This is a genomic window from Bacillus sp. AFS055030 (assembly GCF_002574545.1).
Classification (GTDB): Bacteria; Bacillota; Bacilli; order Bacillales; family Bacillaceae_G; genus Gottfriedia.
On record NZ_NUGT01000035.1, the window covers coordinates 106,406 to 130,209 of the forward strand.

The 23,804-nt window shown below is 32.9% G+C and carries 24 protein-coding genes; 20 read left to right on the forward strand and 4 right to left on the reverse strand.

Features of this window, described 5'->3' with window-relative positions:
- Positions 1–109 precede the first annotated feature (109 nt).
- Positions 110–1,252 carry an FtsW/RodA/SpoVE family cell cycle protein gene (locus CN925_RS14870; RefSeq protein ID WP_098846994.1) on the forward strand — a complete coding sequence of 381 codons (1,143 nt, stop codon included), beginning with the start codon at positions 110–112 and terminating at the stop codon, positions 1,250–1,252.
- An 80-nt stretch (positions 1,253–1,332) separates the two neighbouring features.
- Positions 1,333–4,782, forward strand: a complete 3,450-nt coding sequence (gene pyc / locus CN925_RS14875) for a pyruvate carboxylase (protein ID WP_098846995.1) — start codon at positions 1,333–1,335, stop codon at positions 4,780–4,782.
- A gap of 123 nt (positions 4,783–4,905) precedes the next feature.
- Here the strand turns inward: pyc and CN925_RS14880 are convergent, their stop codons facing one another.
- Entirely contained in the window at positions 4,906–5,841 is a 936-nt protein-coding gene (locus CN925_RS14880; RefSeq protein ID WP_098846996.1) for a COX15/CtaA family protein, read from the reverse strand.
- 400 nt (positions 5,842–6,241) lie between these two features.
- Here CN925_RS14880 and cyoE point away from each other — a divergent pair, with 400 nt between their 5' ends.
- From cyoE to CN925_RS14935, 12 genes are all read left to right on the forward strand, one after another.
- Complete coding sequence (cyoE, locus tag CN925_RS14885) at positions 6,242–7,162, forward strand: heme o synthase (RefSeq protein ID WP_098846997.1); 921 nt, start codon at positions 6,242–6,244, stop codon at positions 7,160–7,162.
- Positions 7,163–7,256: 94 nt separating this feature from the next.
- The gene (gene coxB, locus CN925_RS14890; protein WP_098846998.1) at positions 7,257–8,297 is read left to right on the forward strand and encodes a cytochrome c oxidase subunit II; all 1,041 of its coding nucleotides are present in this window, start codon (positions 7,257–7,259) and stop codon (positions 8,295–8,297) included.
- A gap of 32 nt (positions 8,298–8,329) precedes the next feature.
- On the forward strand, positions 8,330–10,186 hold the full coding sequence (ctaD, locus tag CN925_RS14895) for a cytochrome c oxidase subunit I (RefSeq protein WP_098846999.1): 1,857 nt from the start codon (positions 8,330–8,332) through the stop codon (positions 10,184–10,186).
- The gene (ctaE, locus tag CN925_RS14900) at positions 10,186–10,809 is read left to right on the forward strand and encodes a cytochrome c oxidase subunit III (protein WP_098847000.1); all 624 of its coding nucleotides are present in this window, start codon (positions 10,186–10,188) and stop codon (positions 10,807–10,809) included. Before ctaD ends, ctaE begins: the two co-directional genes overlap by 1 nt.
- A gap of 4 nt (positions 10,810–10,813) precedes the next feature.
- On the forward strand, positions 10,814–11,152 hold the full coding sequence (gene ctaF, locus CN925_RS14905) for a cytochrome c oxidase subunit IVB (protein ID WP_098847001.1): 339 nt from the start codon (positions 10,814–10,816) through the stop codon (positions 11,150–11,152).
- A 251-nt stretch (positions 11,153–11,403) separates the two neighbouring features.
- Positions 11,404–11,583, forward strand: coding sequence for a hypothetical protein (locus CN925_RS21355; protein WP_180232975.1), 180 nt, complete (start codon positions 11,404–11,406; stop codon positions 11,581–11,583).
- Positions 11,584–12,104: 521 nt separating this feature from the next.
- Positions 12,105–13,790, forward strand: coding sequence for a sigma-54 interaction domain-containing protein (locus tag CN925_RS14910; protein WP_098847032.1), 1,686 nt, complete (start codon positions 12,105–12,107; stop codon positions 13,788–13,790).
- 291 nt (positions 13,791–14,081) lie between these two features.
- The gene (locus tag CN925_RS14915) at positions 14,082–15,179 is read left to right on the forward strand and encodes a M24 family metallopeptidase (protein ID WP_098847002.1); all 1,098 of its coding nucleotides are present in this window, start codon (positions 14,082–14,084) and stop codon (positions 15,177–15,179) included.
- Between the two features lie 137 nt (positions 15,180–15,316).
- Positions 15,317–16,408 (forward strand): ethanolamine utilization protein EutH, encoded by a 1,092-nt coding sequence (gene eutH, locus CN925_RS14920; RefSeq protein ID WP_098847003.1) that lies wholly within the window; start codon positions 15,317–15,319, stop codon positions 16,406–16,408.
- Positions 16,409–16,564: 156 nt separating this feature from the next.
- Positions 16,565–17,086: a DUF2199 domain-containing protein gene (locus tag CN925_RS14925; protein ID WP_098847004.1), complete on the forward strand. Its 522-nt coding sequence runs from the start codon at positions 16,565–16,567 to the stop codon at positions 17,084–17,086.
- Positions 17,087–17,429: 343 nt separating this feature from the next.
- Positions 17,430–18,329: a cytochrome c oxidase assembly factor CtaG gene (gene ctaG / locus CN925_RS14930; protein ID WP_142339239.1), complete on the forward strand. Its 900-nt coding sequence runs from the start codon at positions 17,430–17,432 to the stop codon at positions 18,327–18,329.
- Between the two features lie 8 nt (positions 18,330–18,337).
- Positions 18,338–18,802, forward strand: a complete 465-nt coding sequence (locus CN925_RS14935; protein ID WP_483295204.1) for a DUF420 domain-containing protein — start codon at positions 18,338–18,340, stop codon at positions 18,800–18,802.
- 60 nt (positions 18,803–18,862) lie between these two features.
- Here the strand turns inward: CN925_RS14935 and CN925_RS14940 are convergent, their stop codons facing one another.
- Positions 18,863–19,234: a YugN family protein gene (locus CN925_RS14940; RefSeq protein ID WP_098847006.1), complete on the reverse strand. Its 372-nt coding sequence runs from the start codon at positions 19,232–19,234 to the stop codon at positions 18,863–18,865.
- Between the two features lie 176 nt (positions 19,235–19,410).
- Here CN925_RS14940 and CN925_RS14945 point away from each other — a divergent pair, with 176 nt between their 5' ends.
- The 5 genes from CN925_RS14945 (at position 19,411) to CN925_RS14965 (ending at position 22,440) form a co-directional block, all read left to right on the forward strand.
- Entirely contained in the window at positions 19,411–20,454 is a 1,044-nt protein-coding gene (locus CN925_RS14945) for a CAP domain-containing protein (protein ID WP_098847007.1), read from the forward strand.
- A 115-nt stretch (positions 20,455–20,569) separates the two neighbouring features.
- Positions 20,570–20,983 carry a spore coat protein YlbD gene (ylbD, locus tag CN925_RS14950; protein ID WP_098847008.1) on the forward strand — a complete coding sequence of 138 codons (414 nt, stop codon included), beginning with the start codon at positions 20,570–20,572 and terminating at the stop codon, positions 20,981–20,983.
- 11 nt (positions 20,984–20,994) lie between these two features.
- A complete protein-coding gene (locus tag CN925_RS14955) occupies positions 20,995–21,276 on the forward strand; it encodes a YlbE-like family protein (RefSeq protein ID WP_098847009.1) in 282 nt (93 codons plus the stop codon).
- A 75-nt stretch (positions 21,277–21,351) separates the two neighbouring features.
- On the forward strand, positions 21,352–21,924 hold the full coding sequence (locus CN925_RS14960) for a histidine phosphatase family protein (protein ID WP_098847010.1): 573 nt from the start codon (positions 21,352–21,354) through the stop codon (positions 21,922–21,924).
- Positions 21,925–21,984: 60 nt separating this feature from the next.
- Positions 21,985–22,440 carry a YlbF/YmcA family competence regulator gene (locus CN925_RS14965; RefSeq protein WP_098847011.1) on the forward strand — a complete coding sequence of 152 codons (456 nt, stop codon included), beginning with the start codon at positions 21,985–21,987 and terminating at the stop codon, positions 22,438–22,440.
- Between the two features lie 53 nt (positions 22,441–22,493).
- Here the strand turns inward: CN925_RS14965 and CN925_RS14970 are convergent, their stop codons facing one another.
- Entirely contained in the window at positions 22,494–22,811 is a 318-nt protein-coding gene (locus CN925_RS14970) for a hypothetical protein (protein ID WP_098847012.1), read from the reverse strand.
- A gap of 100 nt (positions 22,812–22,911) precedes the next feature.
- Here CN925_RS14970 and CN925_RS14975 point away from each other — a divergent pair, with 100 nt between their 5' ends.
- Positions 22,912–23,184 carry a YlbG family protein gene (locus CN925_RS14975; protein ID WP_056468449.1) on the forward strand — a complete coding sequence of 91 codons (273 nt, stop codon included), beginning with the start codon at positions 22,912–22,914 and terminating at the stop codon, positions 23,182–23,184.
- Between the two features lie 154 nt (positions 23,185–23,338).
- On the opposite strand, the gene CN925_RS14980 is transcribed toward CN925_RS14975, so the two are convergent.
- Positions 23,339–23,728: a DUF7147 family protein gene (locus tag CN925_RS14980; protein ID WP_098847013.1), complete on the reverse strand. Its 390-nt coding sequence runs from the start codon at positions 23,726–23,728 to the stop codon at positions 23,339–23,341.
- Positions 23,729–23,804: the final 76 nt, after the last annotated feature.

Genomic DNA, 23,804 nt, shown 5'->3' on the forward strand with positions numbered 1-23,804 from the left:
AGTAATAAATCTATTAATCTATGTTACAATATTTTTATTTAAAAAGGGAATTTAGTAAAAATAGTTGAATACATAAAGTATAATTAATCAAAGCAGGGATGATTAAATAATGTTAAAAAAATATTTGAAAAATATTGATTATATGATATTAGTTCCATTATTAGTGTTATGTTTATTTGGATTAATTATGGTATACAGCGCAAGCTCACCATTACCATCTATTCGTTATCAAAGTGAGCATTGGCCAAGTGACTACTTCTTTCATAAGCAATTAATCGCCTTTGAAGTAGGGATGTTTGCATTTGTTTTTTTAATGTTTTTACCTGCTACTTTCTTTAGAAAAAGAATTGCCTTGATATTAAATATAACAGTAAGTTTAGGATTACTTGTTGCAGTTCTACTTTTTGGTGAAGTTCGTAATAATGCAAAAAGCTGGGTATTTGGAATTCAACCAGCCGAGTTAATTAAATTAGGATCAATCATTCTTTTAGCAGGATGGTATTCGAAAAGACAAAAACGAATTACAAAAAACTGGAAAATGCTATTTGCTCCATGGAGTATAGTAGCTATTTATATCATCTTATTGAGACTACAACCTGATACAGGTACGGCTATTTTAATAATAGGTGCTTGTGCTGTCGTTTCATTTTGTAGTGGTTTTATTGTTAAGCGATTAATTCTACTATTTCTTTGTGGGATCGTCTTACTATATCCATTAGTTAGTATTTGTATCAGTTTAGGAATCGGGTTAACCGATGTACAAGTTAATCGATTCTTAGCATTCCGAAATCCTTTTGACTATGCTCAAGGAATTGGATTTCAAATTGTAAATTCACTAATCGCATTTGCTAATGGTGGCTTTACAGGAGTTGGATTAGGAAAAAGTATTCAAAAACTAGGTTACTTACCTGAGCCTCATACTGACTTTATTCTAGCAATAATCGGTGAAGAGACAGGTTTAATAGGCGTAATTGTAGTTATTTTATGTATATTTATTATTGTTTGGCGAGGATTGTTAATAGCTCATCGATCAAATGATTCGTTTGATTCATTATTAGCTACAGGTATTAGTGCAATCATCGTCATTCAATCATTTGTAAATATTGGAGGGGTTACTTCGTTAATTCCACTTACGGGTGTTCCGTTGCCTTTTGTTAGTTATGGGGGAACTTCATTAATCGTTATGCTTTCCATGATTGGTATTTTAATGAATATTTCAATACGAAATAAGATTCATAAAGAAACTTTATAAAATCTTCAAAAACGCATTTTGAAAAAAGTTTATTCTTAATTTATTGATAATTATCTTTCATACATACAGGAGGCTTACTAATGACTTACACGAAACAGATTAAAAAAGTTCTTGTTGCTAACCGAGGCGAAATTGCCATTCGAGTATTTCGAGCTTGTACAGAGTTAGGAATTAGAACAGTTGGTATTTATTCTAAAGAAGATGAAGGGTCATATCACCGTTATAAAGCTGACGAAGCATACATAGTTGGTAAAGGTAAAAAGCCAATTGATGCTTATCTAGATATTGAAGGTATTATTGAAATTGCAAAGAAAAACAATGTAGATGCTATACATCCAGGATATGGATTCTTATCAGAAAATATTAAATTTGCCGAGAGATGTGAAGAAGAGGGCATTATTTTTATTGGGCCACATTCAAGGCACTTAGATATGTTTGGAGATAAGATTAAAGCAAAGCAGCAAGCTCTTCAAGCTAATTTGCCAATCATTCCAGGGAGCGATGGTCCAGTAAATTCACTGGATGATGTAAAGGAATTTGGTGAAACTTATGGATTCCCGATTATTATTAAAGCTGCTCTAGGTGGTGGCGGTCGTGGGATGAGGATTGTCCGTACGAATGCAGGCTTAAAAGACGCATTCGAGCGAGCTAAGTCCGAAGCAAAAGCTGCTTTTGGGAATGATGAAGTTTATGTTGAGAAATATATTGAAAATCCAAAGCATATTGAAGTTCAAATATTAGGGGATCACCAAGGGAATATCATTCATTTGTTTGAACGCGATTGTTCAATTCAACGAAGACATCAAAAATTAGTTGAAGTCGCACCATGTACTTCGATTAGTGAAGATTTAAGAAATAGAATTTGTGATGCAGCTGTTCAATTGATGAAAGAAATAGAATATGTAAATGCTGGTACAGTCGAATTTTTAGTTTCCGGTAATGATTTTTATTTTATTGAGGTAAACCCTCGTGTACAAGTTGAACATACGATTACTGAAATGATTACAGGCATTGATATTGTTCAAACACAAATCTTAATTGCTCAAGGTAATAGTTTACATAGTGATAAAGTAGGTATTCCATTACAAGATGAGATTCCAAGAATTGGTTTTGCGATTCAAGCACGTGTAACAACTGAGGATCCGTTAAATAATTTTATGCCTGATACAGGAAAAATTATGGCATATCGTTCAGGTGGAGGCTTTGGTGTAAGGTTAGACACAGGTAACAGCTTCCAAGGTGCGGTCATTACACCTTACTATGATTCATTATTAGTTAAAGTAACGACTCATGCATTAACATTCGAAGGTGCAATTGCGAAGTTAAATCGAAATTTAAAAGAATTCCGTATTCGTGGTATTAAAACAAATATTCCATTTTTAGAAAATGTTACAACACATCCAGATTTCTTGTCTGGTGAGTATAATACTTCATTTGTAGATTCATCTCCGGAATTATTTGTTTTTGCCAAAAGAAGAGACCGTGGAACAAAATTATTGAACTATATCGGAAATGTAACAGTGAATGGATTTCCAGGTATATCGGTGAAAGAAAAACCAGCTTTTGATGAAATAATTATTCCAAATGTAAAGCATATTAGCAGTGCAGAAAGTGGAACTAAACAATTACTAGATAAATTGGGCGCAGATGAATTTTCGAAGTGGTTAAAAAATCAACCTAATGTTTTATTTACAGACACTACGTTTAGGGATGCACACCAGTCTCTTTTAGCAACGAGAATTCGTTCTAAAGATCTAACTACAGTGGCAGAACAGACGTCAAAATTATTACCTAACTTATTCTCTATGGAAATGTGGGGCGGAGCGACTTTTGATGTAGCGTATCGTTTCTTAAATGAAGATCCATGGGAAAGATTATTAAATTTAAGAGAACTAGTTCCTAATGTATTATTCCAAATGCTTTTACGTGGATCAAATGCAGTTGGATATAAAAATTACCCTGATAATCTTGTTAAAAAGTTTATTGAAGCATCGGCTCAGGCTGGAATCGATGTATTTAGAATATTTGATAGTCTAAATTGGATTAAAGGAATGGAAGTTGCAATTGATGCTGTAAGAGACAGCGGAAAGCTTGCTGAGGCATCGATTTGTTACACAGGAGATATATTAGACCCAACTAGAACAAAATATAATTTGGCGTATTATAAAGAGCTTGCAAAGGATTTAGAATCAGCTGGTGCACATATTTTAGCTATTAAAGATATGGCTGGCTTATTAAAACCTCAAGCTGCCTATACGTTAATTAGTGAATTGAAAGATACTGTAGATTTACCAATCCACTTACATACTCATGATACAAGTGGAAATGGATTATACACATATGTAAAAGCAATAGAAGCGGGTGTAGATGTTGTAGACATCGCAATTGGTAGTATGTCTGGATTAACGTCTCAACCAAGTGCAAACAGTTTATATTATGCGCTAAAAGATTCAAACAACGAGACGAACTTAAATATAAACGGCCTAGAGCAGTTATCAACCTACTGGGAAGGCGTTCGTAAGTATTATAGTAGTTTTGAAAGTGGTATGGTTTCACCACATACAGAAGTTTATCAACATGAAATGCCAGGTGGTCAGTATTCTAACTTAAAACAACAAGCTAAGGGTGTTGGTTTAGGTGACCGATTTGAAGAAGTTAAAGATATGTATGGTAGAGTAAATCAACTATTTGGAGATGTCGTTAAAGTAACACCATCTTCTAAAGTAGTTGGAGATATGGCATTGTTTATGGTTCAAAATAATTTAGACGAAGATTCTGTATATGAAAAAGGAGAAAATATCGATTTTCCTGATTCAGTAATAGAGTTTTTTGAAGGAAAATTAGGACAACCTCATGGTGGATTTCCAAAGAGTTTACAAAGGATCATTTTAAAAGGTAGAAAGCCATTAACAGAAAGAGCTGGAGAGACATTAAAGCCGATCGATTTTAAAGATGTTGAGGAGTATTTATTCAAGACATTAAATCGCCAGGTTACTAATTTTGATATTTTAGCTTATTGCCTATATCCTAAAGTATTTATGGATTATCAAAAAAATGTAGACAGCTATGGTGATTTATCTGTCCTTGATACACCTACTTTCTTCCATGGAATGAAATTAGATGAAGAGATTAAAGTAGATATTGAACGTGGTAAAACACTGATTGTAAAACTTGTCTCGATTGGTCAAGCTCAACCAGATGGAACAAGAGTTATATACTTTGAATTAAATGGTCAACCGCGAGAAATAGTCGTTAAAGATTACTCTGTTAAATCTACTGTCGTTCAAAAAAGAAAAGGTGACACTAGTAACCCAAACCATATTAACGCAACAATGCCAGGTACTGTCTTAAATGTACTTGTTAAAAAGGGAGAAGTAGTTGAAAAAGGTCAAACTTTAGCTATTACTGAAGCGATGAAAATGGAAACTACAGTCCAATCTCCGTTTACTGGTGTTATTAGGGACATTCTAATTACGTCAGGAGAAAGTATTTCTACAGGCGATTTACTAATAGAACTAGAGCAAAGATAAAAAGTAAAGGATGATCGCGTAGTTAGAGTAGTATAAAAACGCAAATGCAACTCAACTACGCGAGCATTTTAAACGCTAAAAAAAGGTATTTCTTCTACAATTAAGTGGAAGAAATACCTTTTTTTAGGAGATATTTTTATTTTGAAGTAACTCGGAATTTGAGCTTTTACTTCTTGTGCAAACTAAACATTGGAAACTAAAAATCGCAAACAAGCACGAAATTAAACTAGCATGTGTTAAAGCAACATAAATGTTTAAGTTTGTAAAAATGATAAACGCTCCACAAATTACTTGAAGTGTAACAAGAATTACAGATACAAACCAACCAAAATAAATGCCACGTTCATTACGATAGTATTTATAAGCATGTACAAATGCAATAATTATCCAAACGAATAATAGAAAAGCCGCAAACCGATGTCCCATCTGAACCCATTCATGAACTTGTGTTGGAATACCATTGTTTGCTTTGCTACATAATGGCCAGCTAGGGCAAGCTAAGCTTGCATTTTCGTGACGAACAAGAGCACCTGTGTAAACTACTAAGTATGAATAAATCCATAAACCGTAAGTATGAAATTTCATTGTTTTTCCGACATAAAAAGAATTTTTTTGGTAATTACGGTCGCGTTCAAAAATTAATAATGTTAACATGACTACAGCAGCAAAACAAATTAAAGAAATACCAAAATGGATTGCTTTTACAGCTGGGACTTGACCCCATACAACTGCAGCAGCACCGATTAATGCTTGAGCAATTAGAAAAATACAAGAAATGATTGCTAAAAACTTTGTTTCTCTTTTATGAGGAATGACAATCCAAGCAAGCACTGCTAGTAATAAAACAAATATCCCGGCAAGGCCTGACGCTGCACGATGAGATAATTCAATGACAGTTTGAATAGTTAAATGATCAGGAATGATTTGACCTTTACACAGAGGCCAGGATTTTCCACATCCGAGTCCAGAATTAGTCTTTGTTACGAGTGCACCACCTAATAAAACAATTAAAAGAATAAATGAGGTTATTAACGATACCCCTTTTAAAACACGTAGCAAGTACATCCACCTACTTTTATAAAATAATAATAATTTTAAAGATTAATTATTAAAAAAATTATTCTGCAAATAATACTTCTATATCATATAAGATTACGACATAAAATTCAAAGGGAACCTTCATATTTAGACATAATATTTGTTTTTTCTTAACTTTGGATGTATTCATTTTAAAAATATAGAAATAATTAATTTTATAATTAAATAGTATTTAGTATTGAAAAGCTAGACTGTTTACGATAAAATTTTTTTGAAACGTACACAATTTGTTCATATATTAATCACAAAAATTTCATTATATTTAGTTTAATAGAAGTATGTCTAAATTAAAAACTCATTATGAACCATTAAAAAATGGGTATGAATAAATGAAGTTTTGTAAAAAAAGAGGAGGATTGACTTGGAACAATTAGCTAATAATGTTTCTAATAACGAAGAAACTAATAATCCTTCTAGTTCACTAAAGAAAGATTTACTTTCTTTAATGAAAATAGGGATCGTAAACTCTAATATACTGACAACTTTTACAGGTATCTGGTTAGCTATCCAAATAAATGGATTAGATATATTAGATTCTTTACCAAAAGCAATTATTACTGTAATTGGTTCATCACTTATTATTGCAGGATCATGTGTAATCAATAACTATATTGATCGTGATATTGATCCATACATGGAGAGAACTAAAAACAGACCAACTGTAACTGGTAATATTAAACCAAGCGTTACAATTTCGATTGGTATTCTTTTATTAATTGTGGGCTTTACATTTATGGCTTTCACAACCTTAATGGCTGTTGTATATGCATTTATTGGTGCATTTACATATATCGTACTATACACTCTTTGGACGAAACGTAATTACACGTTAAACACAGTAGTAGGCAGTATATCTGGTGCAGCACCCCCATTAATTGGATGGGCAGCAATCGATGCGAATTTGCATCCTATTGCTTGGATGCTGTTTTTAATCATGTTTATATGGCAACCACCGCATTTTTTAGCACTTGCGATGAGACGTTCTGAAGAATATAAAAGAGCGGGAATTCCAATGCTACCAGTGGTTTACGGATTTGAAATGACGAAACGTCAAGTGATGATTTGGGTATTATGTTTATTACCATTGCCATTTTACATGCAAGCTCTAGGTTTACCATTTATTATTTTTGCAACAATATTGAATATTGGATGGGTTATTTTAGGATTATATTGTTATAAACAAAAGGATGATAAAAAGTTCTCTAAACTGATGTTTATATACTCCATTAACTATTTAACTCTTCTATATATGTCAATGATTGTGTTTACAATTTCGTTTTAATTAGGGGTATTACGGGGGATTTTTTTATTGTTTGTTTAATCTTATTTTAAATAAGAATGAAACACTTTAAATTGAAAGAGGGGGAAGTATACTTATGAAACATTGGCGATTAGTCTCGCTAATTTCCTTGATAACAGTTATTTTGAGTGCATGTGGAAATGCAAATCAATCTACACTGAATCCTCAAGGTGAAGTAGCAAAAATGCAATACGATCTTATGAAGCTAAGTACGTTGATCATGGTATTCGTTGTTGCTGTTGTAACAGTTCTTTTCCTTTACGTAATCGTGAAATATCGTTACCGTAAAGATCAAGAGAATATTATTCCAAAGCAAGTAGAAGGTAGCCATACTTTAGAGCTTCTTTGGACGATTATTCCTGTTATTTTACTTATCGTATTAGCAGTACCAACAGTGTCACAAACGTTTAAGCTTTCGGATGAGAAGCAAATAGCAAAAGATGAGAAGAAAAAGGATGCAATTGTAATTAATGTAAATGCTCATCTTTTCTGGTGGGAATTCGAGTATCCGAATCAAAAAATTGTGACTTCACAAGACATGATTATCCCAGTTGGTAAAAAAGTTATCTTAAACCTTAAAGGTCAAGATATCAAACACTCATTCTGGGTTCCAGCATTAGCAGGTAAAATTGATACAAACGTTGAAGGTGAAAACAAAATGTGGCTTTCAGCGGATAAAGAAGGTACATATAATGGATTCTGTGCAGAGTTTTGTGGTCCTTCACATTCATTAATGCAATTTAAAGTAAAAGCAGTAAGTGAAGCTGACTATGATACGTGGTTAGCAGATATGAAAAATCAAAAAGGTCAAGCTGTAACAGCTGAAGCTCAAGAAGGTGAAAAAATCTTCAAACAAAGCTGTATTGGTTGTCATGCTGCAGATGCAAATGATACAAGACCACCTGCTGCAAGACTTGCTCCAAACTTAGCTAACTTCGGTGATCGTGATATGGTTGCTGGTATTGCTAAAAATAATGAAGCTAACTTAAAAAAATGGTTAACTAATCCAGAAGCTATGAAGCCAGGTAACCTAATGACAGGTAAATATGGTGATTTATCATCTGATGAGATTGATGCATTAACTGCATACTTAACTAGCTTAAAAATTGCAAAATAATTTAATGGATATGAAGTAAAGGGGGTAATACTGTGAGTTCTGTAGCGAAAAAGAAACCACTATTGTGGGACTACTTAACGACAGTCGACCATAAGAAAATTGCCATCCTGTATTTAATTGCAGGCGGATTCTTTTTCTTAGTTGGTGGAATGGAAGCGTTATTTATTCGTATACAATTAATAAAGCCAGACAACACCTTTTTAGTTGGTGACGCTTACAACCAAGTATTAACAATGCATGGTACAACAATGATTTTCTTAGCGGCGATGCCGTTGATCTTTGCATTCTTTAACGCGGTAGTACCTTTACAAATTGGTGCCCGTGACGTAGCATTCCCGTTTTTAAATTCCTTAGGTTTTTGGTTATTTTTCTTCGGAGGAGTTTTCTTAAACTTAAGTTGGTTCTTAGGTGGTGCACCTGATGCAGGTTGGACATCATATGCAACATTAGCTCTACAAAGTAAATCACATGGTGTAGACTTCTACTTATTAGGTCTACAGGTTTCAGGTATTGGTACATTAGCCGGTGGTATTAACTTCTTAGCAACGATTATTAACATGCGTGCTCCAGGGTTAACTTACATGCGTATGCCACTATTTACATGGACAGTATTTGTAACATCAGCACTTATTTTATTTGCGTTCCCGGCATTAACAATCGGGTTAGCGTTATTAATGTTTGACCGCCTATTTGGAACAGCATTCTTTGATGCATCTTTAGGTGGAAACTCAATGATCTTTGAACATTTATTCTGGATTTTCGGACATCCAGAGGTATACATTCTTGTATTACCAGCTTTTGGTATCTTCTCAGATATCATCCCGGCATTTTCTAAGAAAAGATTATTCGGATATTCTTCAATGGTATTCGCTACAGTATTAATTGGTTTCTTAGGATTCATGGTTTGGGCTCACCACATGTTTACTGATGGTCTTGGTGCAGTAGCAAACGCAATCTTCGCAGTTGCAACAATGGCAATTGCAGTACCTACAGGGGTTAAAATCTTTAACTGGTTATTAACGATGTGGGGCGGACAAATTCGTTTTACAACGCCAATGCTTTGGTCTGTAGCATTTATCCCATCGTTCGTACTTGGTGGGGTAACAGGTATCATGAACGCAGCAGCTCCTGCTGACTATCAATTCCATGATAGTTATTTCGTAGTAGCTCACTTCCACTACGTTATCGTAGGTGGTGTAGTATTTGGTATCTTTGCTGGTGCACATTATTGGTGGCCAAAAATGTTTGGTAAAATGCTAAATGAAAAATTAGGTAAACTTACGTTCTTCTTATTCTTTATCGGTTTCCATTTAACATTCTTTATCCAACATTTCTTAGGATTAATGGGTATGCCTCGTCGTTACTTTACATATTTACCAGGACAAGGCTTAGATACAGGTAACTTAATTAGTACTTGTGGAGCAATGTTCATGGCAGTTGCGACAATCGTTTTATTAATCAATGTTATTTATACAGCATTTAAAGGTGAAAAAGCAGAAGCAGATGCATGGGGTGTAGGTCGTACACTTGAATGGTCAATCTCTTCTCCAGCACCAGAATATAACTTTGCACAAATTCCATATGTACGTGGATTAGATGCTTTATGGGTAGAAAAAATGGAAGGAGACGGCAAAATGACACCTGCTGAACCATTAGGTGATATTCATATGCCAAACTCATCTATTTTACCGTTTATCATGTCAATGGGCTTATTCATTGCTTCATTTGGTGCGATGTATAATGACCAACTTAAAAACCATACAGCAGTTGGTGTACTAATTCTTGGATTAGTAATCACATTCGGATCTATGTTCTTACGTTCATGGATTGATGATCATGGATATCATATCCATAAAGAAGACTTAGCTGATGAGGGGGTTAAGGCATAATGGAAATGAATCAAAAATTTACAGCTGAAACGTTTCCTCATAACCCTGAAAAAGCTACAGAAGAAGGTAAAAATAAGTTCTTAGCATTCTGGCTATTTCTTGGTGGAGAAACTGTATTATTCGCATCATTATTTGGTACTTTCTTAGCATTAAGAAACTCTACTGCTGGTGGAGCAAGTGCTGCAGAAATGTTCGAACCAAAATTAGTATTCATTGCTACAATGTTACTTTTAACATCTTCTCTTACAAGTGTTTATGCTATGTATCACATGAAAAATTTTGAACACAAAAAGATGATGTTATGGTTAGGAATTACAGTTTTATTAGGTCTAGGATTTTTATTATTAGAAATTTACGAATTTAAACACTATATGCACGAATATCATTTTACAATTAAGAGTAGTGCATTTGGTTCTTCATTCTATACATTAGTAGGTACTCATGGTGCTCACGTATTTGTTGGTTTACTATGGATCACTACTTTAATGCTTCGAAACGCTGGAAGAGGTTTAAATTTATTCAACGCTCCTAAGTTTTATGTTGCTAGTTTATACTGGCACTTCATCGACGTTGTATGGATTTTCATCTTTACAGTAGTATACTTAATGGGAATGGTGGGATAAGGAAATGGGTGCAAATACAAACTCTCATCAAAGAAATCAAGTTGAACTGAAGTATCACCGTCGTAAACATGCTGAAGAAATGAAACATCAATTAATTTCTTTCGCATTAATGATTATATTAACGCTTGCATCATTTGCAGCAGTAATTTACCGTGAACATATGGATCCATATTTCACAGTTCCATTTATTTTAGTTTTAGCTGTAGTACAATTAGTGTTCCAACTTTATTATTTCATGCATATGAAAAATAAAGGACATAGCGTACCTGCATTCTTCTTATATTCAGGAGTTACAGTTGCTGCAATTACACTATTAACATTCTTAACATTAATCTGGTTATGATGTGAAAAGGGAAGTGAATTTTATTCACTTCCTTTTTTTTATAGTGTATCTTGCATATGAAAAATCTGTAAGCTGCTAATCCCATATGTTCATTCTTATCTGTTACGTTGTTACATAACAACTTACAGTCAGCCAAATGTCCATTTCAACTACATTTTTATTCGTATAAGAATGATTTGTGGAAGAAAACTATAAAGAAGACATAAATTTAATCCGTTTTGGTTGAACAGTAAAATGGAAAGGATGATTCAATGATGGATATGGATATTCCTAAAGATGATGATATTGAAATGGAAGAAAAAGTGGATTTAAGTGGGAGTATTGATAAATTAACAGAGCATATCGTTTGGGGCACACAAGGTTTCTTAGATATACCAGATCAAGGCAAGATGTATAAGAAAAGATATTTAGGAAATCGATTTAAATCGTGAAAATGATGATTGAGAAGATCTGTAAGGTATAAAAGTAGGAAAAGGAAATAGTACCTTTGTAACTTAGGGGATATTTTCAAAGTGTTAAAAAATGAGCTTGTCAACTACGCCAAATTTTGGTCGATTTCCACTAAAACCTGTTATGAGGAAGTACCTTTCNNCTTTCTATTTTTCACTGGTTAACTTCCTCGTGAACCTGTTAAGAGGAAGAACCTTTCAATTTTTCACTGGTATACTTCCTCATGAACCAGTTAAGAGGAAGAACCATTCAAAATTTCGCTGGTATATTTCCTCATGAACCTGTAAAGAGAAGAACCATTCAAAATTTCGCTGGTATACTTCCTCATGAATCTGTTAAGAGGAAGAACCATTCAAATTTTGGCTAGTTTACTCCATTATGTACCGATCAAAAGTTGCGTAACTGCAGCTTTTTTTCATTTCAAAATGATATTAACTATGACACAAACTCGTTAAAGTGATAGAGTAAAATGAAAAAAGGATATTTAGGCGGTGATATATTCATGAAACATCTGCTTCCTAGTATAGAAGATTTGATGAAAACAAATTTTACTTTGCACTCTAATATGGAAAATAATAATGAAGCAGCATATATATTTAATCAGCATCATAGTGATGTCTGGATGTTAACGAAAAATGAGTATCTTTATTTTAAAGATAAAAACATTGAATTTTATTGGAAAAAAGCAGGTATTATCAATGAAAAAGTAGCTATTCAAGACGTGATTCAAGAAATACAAACATCAGAAGTTGTCGTTTTAACAGATGAAGAAGGTGAAATTAAAGGCTATATTACTTCTTGTGATTTAGTTTCTAAAGTGTTTGAATCTTATCAATATATAGAGGCCTATTTTAAATCGATGATTGATACAATGGATGCTTCAGTCTCGATTGTAGATGAAGCTGGAAAAACTGTAGTTTGGACTCAAGGTGCTGAAAAAATCTTTTCAATTCCTAAAGAAGAAATTATTGGGAATAACATGGAGGATTTTTTTCCAAAAGATATGTTATTAAATAAAGTTACAATGGCGACAGGTCAATCTTTTCGCCATAAACAACATAAACCGCGTGAAGATCTATTTGTTATGATTAATAGCAGTCCAATCTTTATCAACAATCGAATTGTTGGTGCAGTTGCTGCTGAAACTGACATTACGAGTCAAGTGATGATGAATCAAGAACTTTTGAATGCTTCCTCCAAAATTTTTCATTTGCAGAAGGAAGTTTCAAGACTGCAATTATCTCCCGATTCTTTTCAACAAATTAAAGGCTCAAGCCAATTGATGAAAGAAACAGTTTCATTATCTAGGAAAATGTCTGAAACGAATGCGAATATTTTATTACTTGGTGAAACTGGTGTCGGGAAAGAAGTCTTTGCAAAAGCGATTCATTTTTATCGTGGGTCATCTTCTCCATTCATTGCTGTAAATTGTGGCGCGATAACACCATCATTGTTTGAGAGTGAATTTTTTGGCTATGAAAAAGGAGCATTCTCTGGTGCGGATGTAAAAGGTAAAAAAGGAAAACTAGAGCTGGCGTATGGAGGAACACTTTTTCTAGACGAAATAGGTGACTTACCGTTGGATATGCAAGTAAAGTTACTTAGAGTATTGCAAGATAAAACGTTTTATCGTGTTGGAGGTACAAAGCAGCTAACAGCTCAATGCCGAATCATTGCAGCTACAAATAAGGATTTAGAGGCAATGGTTGAAGCGAATACTTTTCGAGAAGACTTATACTACCGTCTTAACATTTTATCGATTACGATTCCACCATTAAGAGAACGAAAAGAAGACATAATGGGACTCCTTCATCAATTTATCTATGAGTTTTCATTATTATACAATCGAACGATTAAAATCGTTGATCCAGAGGTAACTTCTACCTTATTACAATACAATTGGCCAGGAAATGTTCGAGAGATGAGGAATGTTATTGAACGATTAGTATTACTTTCGAAACAAGGAACCATCTCTAGTGAAGCCTTACCGCCAAAGCTATTAAAATCTACAGTGTTATCGCCTGGTTACGATGACTCCTTGCAAGATGATCTAAAGGATTTTGAAAGAAATAAAATCATTGAAGTCATTCAAACAGTGAAAGGGAACAAACAAGCGGCAGCAAAGAAACTAGGAATATCTCGAGCTACTTTATACAATAAAATGAAAAAATTAAACATAGAGCTATAAAAACTAAAAGCCTAACGACTAAATTAGTCCAGAAGAGTTTAAAACTCCTGGGCTGATTTAGAATCTTCCTAAAATCCGTATATAGGGATCATTAATAAATGCTATTTTTTTTCATACCCCTCGGCCTCAAATCACAACTGTCTAAATATATAGACACTTTATACTGAACAGTGTCTAAAAAATTCTACATTATTTTCCAATCAATTCTCTAAATAATATATATTAATATTGGCACAAAACTTGCTTCTATACTTCATGTCTAATTAACCATCTATTAAAGGGGAAATGAACATGAACGATCGATTGCAAGAAGTACAAACATTTTTACAAAAACAAGGTATTCCAGGTGGTTTGGTTACATCACGCCATAATATTTTTTATTTGTCTAATTTTGATTACAATCCACACGAACGATTGATAGGTATTTTTGTCTTCCCAAATGATGAACCCATTATTATTACACCAGCAATGGAAGTTCCAATGATAAAGGAAGCAGGCTGGAAACACTCAATCTTAAGTTACACAGATTCCGATCACCCGTGGGTACTTGTTGGTCACTTGATTGAAAATAGAAACAAAATGAAAAAATTTGCAGTTGAGAAACATGATATCTCTTATTTTTACATTGAAAAACTGCAACAGATTTTTGGTGAAGTAGAGTTTGCATCACTAGATTCTATCCTTACTGAAATGCGTCTAGTAAAAGATGCTAATGAAATTGAAATATTACGGGAAGCCGCTGCGTTTGCTGATTATGGGGTAAAAGTTGGTATCGAAGCATTAAAAGATGGTATTACAGAACTTGAAGTTGTAGGAAAAATTGAATTTGAATTAAAGAAAAAAGGGATTAAAGAAATGTCATTCTCTCCCATTGTTTTGTTTGGCCAAAATTCAAGTAACCCTCATGGAGCTTCAGGGGGCAATAAGTTAAAAAAAGGAGATACAGCCTTATTTGATTTAGGAGTGAAATATAAGGGGTATTGCTCTGATATCACAAGAACAGTCATGTATGGTCATCCTAATAACGAACTAGTTAGAATCTATCAGACAGTTTTACAGGCTAATCTTGAGGGGCTGGAAGCTTCTCAACCTGGAACAAGGATTGGTGATGTAGATCTCTTTGGAAGACGTGTTATTCAGGCAGCTGGCTACGGTGATTTTTTTCCTCATCGAATCGGACATGGTCTAGGAATTGACATTCATGAGGCACCTTCTATAAATGATGTTAATGATGGGTTACTGAAATCAGGCATGGTCATTACAATTGAACCTGGGATTTATCATCCTAACCTCGGTGGTATTCGAATCGAAGACGATGTAGTCATAACGGATAGTGGGTATGAAGTATTAACGAAGTTTCCAAAAGAATTAATGATTGTAGAAGATTAATCGAAGTTGTTAAGGCGTGTGAGAATGGAGATGAACATTTTCCATTCTTATAAGCTATTCATTATTATATAAATACTATTGAATAGGTCATCATGTTTTATACAAGACGATCTTTATTTGATTGGGGGCTTTTTGATATGAATGAAATGATCTTATATATTATGACTGGATTCATGGTTCTAGGGGCAATCGATTATTTGATGGGTAATCGGTATGGAGTCGGACAAAAGTTTAAGGAAGCCTTCCAATCCATGGGACCACTTGCTCTTTCAATGTTAGGAATGATTTCTTTATCTCCTGTATTAGCAAAGTGGTTAACACCGGTTGTATCACCTGTATACCAATTTCTTGGAGCAGATCCATCGATGTTCTCATCCACGTTTTTAGCTCTTGACATGGGTGGATACTCATTAGCAATTGAAATGGCTCAATCGAGTGATGCTGCTAATTTTTCTTGGGTCTTTTTAGGAACAATGATGGGGCCAACTATTGTATTTACCATTCCGGTTGCTTTAGGTATCGTTCAAAAAAAAGATCATCCTTTTTTTGCTAAAGGAATATTAATTGGGCTAATGACTATTCCAATTGGATGTTTAGCGGGAGGATTTGTTGCAGGTTTTGGCTTTATATGGATGCTGAAAAATTTATTTCCATCCATTTTAATTTCAATATTAATTGGCTTTGGCATGCTAACGGCTCAATCGGTGATGATTCGTTGTTTTAAATGGTTTGGTAAAGGAATTGAAATTATTATTATCCTCGGTCTTATAGCGATCATCATTAAAACTTTAACGGGTTTCGTTATTATTCCAGGTATGATGCCTCTTTCGGAAGGCTTTGTAACAGTTGGAAAAATAACCATCATACTTTCTGGTGCGTTTCCGTTTGTTTTTGTATTAGTAAAAGTATTAAAGAAGCCTTTTGTATTCCTCGGACATAAGTTGGGAATGAATCAGCAAGCATTAGGTGGATTCATCGCTTCCTTCGCCCATCACATACCTATGTTTGCAACAATGCATGAGATGGATGACCGTGGGAAGGTCATAAATACTGCTTTTGCCGTGAGCGGCGCATTTGTTTTTGGCAGTCACTTAGGGTTTGTCGCAGGAGTTGAGAAGGATTTTGTTCTTCCACTGATTGTCGGCAAACTGACCGCTGGGTTTTTGGCTGCTGCATTGGCTTTACTAGTATCAAAACCTAGTGAAAATGAATCAATAGAAGGAAAGTGATTGAAGTTTTGGGACTCGCATTTTAGGAGAGAAAAATATAGATCTAATGAGTAGACCAATTTATTCCTGTACAAAGCTTGAACATGGCTGACAAGGTTTTTAATTAAATGCTATAATCTTCTAAGATAAGAGATTAATACTGATGGAGGAACTATTTTGACTAAAATTGGGGGATATATGTGCAGTTGCTGCGGTAAATATCATGAGGAACTTCCTACAAGTTATGGAAACCCAGCCCCTGTCTATTACTATGATGCAGAACCTCAAGAACGAGAGGAAATGTTTGAGTTAGATGACGACTTATGCATTATGGATAACGAGCATTTCTTTATTCGTGGATGTATTGAAATTCCTATAATAGGGACCAATGAACACCTAATTTGGGGAGTATGGGTTTCATTAAGTGAAGCTAATTTTAACAAAGTAAATGAACACTGGAATAATCAAGAATTATTGGAACCAATGTTTGGTTGGCTATCAACTGACATACCTTGTTACCCTGATACTGTTAACTTAAAAACAATGGTAAATCTTAGACCAGATGGCATTCGACCTTTCATTGAACTTGAACCAACCGACCATCCTTTAGCAGTGGAATTCAAAGATGGAGTAACACTAGAAAGGGTAAAAGAGATAGCTATACAGCTTTGTAACGATGAACAAGAAAAAGAGCATTGATGTCAATTCGATGCTCTTTTTACTGTGATTTAATGTGTTAATTTTGCTTATTGAACCATTAAAGAGCAGCTTTTTTTCATTCACATCATTTAAAATTGATAAAGGCTTTCAAATCGTATTTTAATTTGAATAAACTGTTATTACTGTTATATAATTTAGTAGTATAATAGTTTGGATAATTTCTTTAAATATTATATGATAGAAGTAATGTTTAAATTTTTTTGTCTTTGTAAAATTTTGATTATAGTTTTTAAATCTACAATTGATTTACATCGTCCAATATTAATTTAAACATTAGGTAAAAATAAGAAGTGTGAATAGAATAATTAAAGGGTGTGCATTCATGATTAGCTTAGGGATGTTCGGGTTTAAAGCACTTTGGAGTCCATATTTATTTGTGTTTTTAGTTTTAGTCGTTTTTGGTTATTTTTACATAATTAATAAATATAAAGATAAAAACCATGATACAAAGACTAAACAAATGGTTTATTTCGTTATTGGAATTTTATTAGTTTATACAGCACAAGGCAGTCCAATCGATTTAATTGGACATATAATTTTTAGTGCCCATATGATTGAAATGGCACTATTATACTTAGTTGCACCAATCTTTCTTATTAATGGAATTCCAAATTGGTTATGGAGTATCATACTTAAACCCAAATTCGTTAATTCGTTTTTTAGTCTTGCTACAAAACCATTAATTGCTTTATTAATATTTAATGTAGTATTTTCGATTTATCATTATCCATTAGTACTTGATACTGTAAAAACGAATAATGTCTATCATTTCTTATTTACAAATGTATTATTTTTCATGGCAGTATTTATGTGGTTTCCTGTAATTAATAGCATACCTGAGAGACAAACACTTTCTGATATCCAAAAGATCGGTTATATGTTTGGAAATGGTATTTTATTAACGCCAGCATGTGCTCTTATTATTTTTGCGGGACATCCATTTTACGCGACTTACAATGATCCAGTTTTATGGAGTAAAGCAATGGAACTTTGCGTATCACCGGATTTACTAAAATCATTAAATATTTCAGGTCCGGAAGTATTTAACTTTATGTCAGCAAGGGAAGATCAGCAGGTTGGCGGAGTGATCATGAAAATTATCCAGGAAATAGTTTATGGATCTGTTATTGGTTATAATTTTTTCAAATGGGCTAAAAGAGAACAAAATGGAAATAAAATTGATCCAATTAGTAGTAATCCATTATTACTTAAAAAATCGTAGGGGTGGAAATTTTGAATTTACCGATTTTACCAACAATAAGTACAAGCTTTATTGTAATTAGTGCCATATTAGTTGCAATAGGCTGGTATCTTATTGCAAAAAGAAATATAGAGGGACATAAGAAGGTTATGTTCTTTGCTGGAGTCTTTGCACTCTCATTTTTCATTGTATATGCATCTAGAACAATCTTTATCGGAAATACTTCTTTTGGGGGACCAAAAAGTTTAAAGTTGTATTATCATATATTTTTATTTTTCCACATATTCCTAGCTACAACCGGCGGAGTATTTGGTCTAGTATCAATTATTTCAGGATTTAAAAACAAATTAAAACTACACAAAAAAATTGGACCTATTACTAGTGTTATTTGGTTTTTTACTGCAATTACAGGTGTAGTCGTTTATTGTTTACTATATGTTTTCTACGAAGGTGGAGAAACTACTTCAGTTATTAAAGCTGTTTTAGGATTTTAAGGAATAAATAAAGAGTGAGTAAAAGAAGTTGTACTTCTTTTTACTCACTCTTTTTAATAATTATAGAATAATGAACTTGCTAACTAGAGAAATTTGCTCTTCAGCTTTTTTAAGTAAGTCTTTACTTTTTTCAACGATACTTTCAGGGAAGCTTTCGCCTTCTCCATACTCTACACCGTGAGGATAATAGTATTTACCTAAAAGTGGAGTAAGTAATTGGATTTTACCTTTACTTGACTCTACATGTCCTTCTACTGCGTAACCTTGAACTCGTAAGTAGTAGATTTCATTACGTTGTTCAAATTTATAATCGTAAGTTACTCTTTCGTAATCCCATTGGCCGGCAAGGACAAAGCCTAATTCTTCCATGATTTCTGTTAATAAATTTACATTTAATACATGATTTTCTAAATTTGTATTTTCAAACTTCATGTTATTACCCCCTATATTACTTTGAAAAAATCCCTATTAATATAATATTATCTATGACAATAATTAGCAATGAAAAGCTGATAAATGTATTTTAACTAATTTATATATTTTTTTGAATAATTTGGCTACAATGGATATATAAACATAGAGTTAACAATTGGGAAGGGAAGATCTAAATGGTAAAGCTTATAAAGCTTTTCTTTTTTACAATAAGTTTTATAACAGTTTTTATGTTCAGTCCACTTATTCAAGATTGGATCACCAATTTTTCATCATTTAAACAATTTAAAAAGGTAGAAGAAGTGAATATGCCAATGATCGAAAATGCAAGTACTCAAAATGTTACATTCGCGGTTTCTCAATATATTGGTAAAAGTGAACAAGAAATTTTAAACACTTTTGGTAAACCATCAAGAAAGGTTCCTTCTCAATATGACTACAATTGGCTTGTCTATGATAAGGATACGACAAAGTATACTCAATTTGGTGTACTTAATGGCAAAGTTGTAACCATTTTTGTTGCAGGTAATAAAGTTGATATAGCCCCATTTGTGATGGGGAGTCATTATGAAGAAACAATGGATAATGTAGCATTACATGATAAAGTCTCTTTTTCGATATTAAGTAATCAATACACATTTAAATTATCGACAACCGATTTACATGAACGTCCACTTGTTTCATTAAATAATTGTTTTGCTCAACTTTATTTTGACCGTTTTACCGGAAGTTTATTAGGCGTTCGATATTTATCACCAGAAACTTTAGTTAAGCAAAAACCGTACGAGTTAATTTATAGTGGTAATTTAATAAATGCAAAAAAATTAAATACATTGCAAGAAGCAATTGTTGATCGCGAAGAAGAAAGACAGATATTTAATTTAACCAATGTTTATCGTAATAGAATGAAATTAAGTACGTTAAGTTGGAATGCTGCTGCTGCTAAAGTAGCTTTAGGACATAGTAAAGATATGGTTCAAAATAAATATTTTGATCACTATTCTAATTTATATGGTAGTTTAGCTGATCGTCTAAATGATGCAAATGTTCCATATAGAATTGCAGGCGAAAATATATCCGCAAATTATGTAGATGGTATAGCATCTGTATTTGGCTGGATTAATAGTAAAGGTCATCGAGTAAATATGTATAAAAAAGAATATACGACACTTGGAGTTGGAGCTTTTAATAAATATTACACCCAAAATTTTATAAAATAATGACGAAATCAAGCAAAAGCGAAAGTTTGTGCTTGATTTTTTTATTTCCATACAAGCACAAAATTATACGAAAGACATACTTTTGTAGTAAATGCTTTTAATTGGAGTGATATGAATGGGAAATGAAAAAAATCGTCCATCTATCGAACAATTTAGGCAATTCGTTATGGAACACCCAAAACTTCGTGAGGAAGTAAAAACTGGTAAAAAAACATGGCAACAATTTTTTGAAGATTGGTATTTCAAAGGTGAAGAACATGAAATGTTTGATGAATATAGAAGTGACAATAAGACAAAATCAAAAAAGAAAACTGCCAAAACAGAACAGACGGAAGAAGGATATGTTGGAAAAGTAATTTCTTTTGTAAAAAATCTAGACCCTGATCAAATTCAAGGTCATTTAACAAATGTAAACTCTACTTTAACAAATATCCAACAGCTTATATCACAATTTAAGTCTCCTGTTACTTCAACCAATCAAAGAGAAGAAAAGCCAGCTTCACAGCAATTTAATTTTAGACAGGATTGAGGAGATCTCAAGTGAGAAAAGATGTTTTGGAATTTCTTCAGAGTGAAGAAGATTATTTGAAATTTATAAGACAACAACCAAAATGGTATCGAAAACTTGCTAGAAATCCTGAGCTTACTGATGAGTTTAGACTGGCTTCCCTTGAGTTTTTTGGTAAAACTATTCCACAACGAGTTGATAAATTGTCAAATCAAGTACAGATGGCATCGTTTATGATTGACATGTTCCATGTATTAAAGGATCAACAAAGTACTAGTAGTGATTCCTCTGATTCTGAATCAAAGGAAGATTAAATAAGTATAATAGTTCAATCTGTCATAGCTTTTTGCTACAATTAAGAAAGCAAGTTTTAAAAAGGAGTAGTAGTTATGACAGAAATTTGTTTAGTAAGACATGGACAAACTGATTGGAATTTAAATAATATAATTCAAGGTAGAGAAGATATTCCTTTAAATACAATAGGTAAACAACAGGCGAATGATAGTGCATTGTTTTTAAGTGATCAAAAGTGGGATTCCATTATTACAAGTCCATTAATTAGAGCGAAACAAACGGCACAGGCAATAGCAGAGTTCTCTAAAATTGATGAAATAATAGAGGATGAACGATTTCTAGAAAGAGAATTTGGTGAGGCTAGCGGAAAACCTATTTCCGATGTTCATGAAAACATTTATAATAATAATGTAGAAGGAATGGAAACAAATGAAGAGTTAATGGATCGAGCTTTTAGTGCATTAAAAGACATTGCTCAAAATTATGAAGGTAAACGAATTGTAATTGTTGCACATTCTCATACAATTAAGGCAATTCTACACGCGATTGATCCAGAGAAAGTTAATTTTAGGACAACCTTAAAAAATGCTTGTGCAAATTTTATTGAATTTAAAGATGGTAAATGGAAGATAAAAGAATTTAATATTTCCGAACATATAAAAGCTTAGGCAGGTTCTTTTATTTAAGCAATTAAATGTGATATAGTTTATTCTTGGAGGTGTGAGGAAATGTATGCAACAATGGAAACCTTGCAACTTATAACAGTCTCAGAAGAAATTGCTTCAATGATCGTGCAATCGGATGTTGCAGATCAGTATCGAAATTCATATATTGCACTAAATAATGATAAAACAGCCCAAGAAATTATTAGCCGTTTTATGAAGACGAAGGATTTATATGAGGATGTTTTGCGATTTGGAAAATATCATCCGGATTATAAAGAAATTCGAAAACAAATGAGTGAAGTTAAAAGAGAACTGCAATTAAACGATACAATTGCTGCCTTTAAGCAAGCGGAAGATAAAATTCAATTACTTTTAGATGAGACTAGCTATTTAATTGCTCAAGCTGTTTCGCCTTCTGTAAAGGTTCCTGCGGGTAATCCATTCTTCGTAAATACAGGTGGAGGATGTAGTACTGGCGGATGTGGAACAGGTGGAAAGTGTGGATGTAAAACGAGGTAAAAGATCATATAGAAAGGCTCATTATTTAAAAATGAGTCTTTTTTTTATAAAATTCATTTTCTGAACCTAGTACAATTAGCGCAATTATTTCCGCAACAAAACATTTTTTTATTCGGAACGTAAAATCGATGTTTAAATACGAAATGATTATTTTCATTACGAATAAATTCAATTCGGTAAATTAGTTTAAACTGTTCTGTAATCGTTTTAGAACATTCAATCAGTAACTTTTTGATCGACTCTTCTGTTTGTTGACACTCTGATTGAATATATAGGAAATAAACGCCACAAACTTGTTTGGTTGAAAAATGATTAATTTGTTTATCCTTTATAATACATTTAAAAAATTGCTCCCAAACATCTTCTAACATAATTTTCAATCCTTTCTAAAAACTATTTATGAAAGTTTCGTTGCAAAAGAATTTTGGGATATGATATTCTATTTCTAACGGATTTTTAAAGGAGAAAGCTATGTTCGTGCAAAGACAAGGTATTATTATTTATTTACAATCATTAAAACAAGCAAAAATGTTACGTAAATTTGGAAATATTCACTTTGTCTCTAAACGTTTGAAATACGTAGTCCTATATTGCAATATGGATGATATAGATCGAACAATAGAGAGATTGAAAAAATTTCATTTTGTAAAACGAATTGAATTGTCATATAAACCTTTTATTAAGACTGAGTATGAAAATGCGAAACCAGACGAAGCAAAGGAATATGACTATCAAGTAGATTAAAAACGATTGAATGGATAGTTAATTTAGAAGGGATAACCGATCTGAATTAAAAGCCGTTCAATCGTTTTTATTGTGGTAGAAGATTGAATAGGAAAAACGATCCCTATTATTCGTTATTTATTGGAATATTAGGGATTAGTCAATCTAGTTCTAGTTATTTCATTGGTGGAATTAAATGATTTAAGCGTAAAATTCCGATAATATATTGGTGGAATAAATCATTTTCATGAAATGAGCTTGAGTGTCTAATTTGTAATGTGATGATTTCTTTGTTTAAAGTTGTAGCTAATTCTTCAAACAACAATTCACGTTTTGTAATTGAATCTTCCTTTAATGTAATTCCTTCTCTACAATAATATATTGGCTGGAATTCGCCAATAGAAGTAGGGTTTAAGATAACAGCAAAGGAACAACAGTTTGATCCTTTGTTTTCTGATGTTAATTTAAGTAAAAATTTAACTCTATCTTTTTGCGATTTAGCAATTTCAAAAAGTTCATATAAATCTGAGTATCCTTCTCCAATTTCAATCATACGTTGGATCATGTTTTGTTCCCCCTAAAAAACGTAAATAGTTTACGAGTATTTCAAACAAAGTTGGTAATAAATGCAACATTTATTC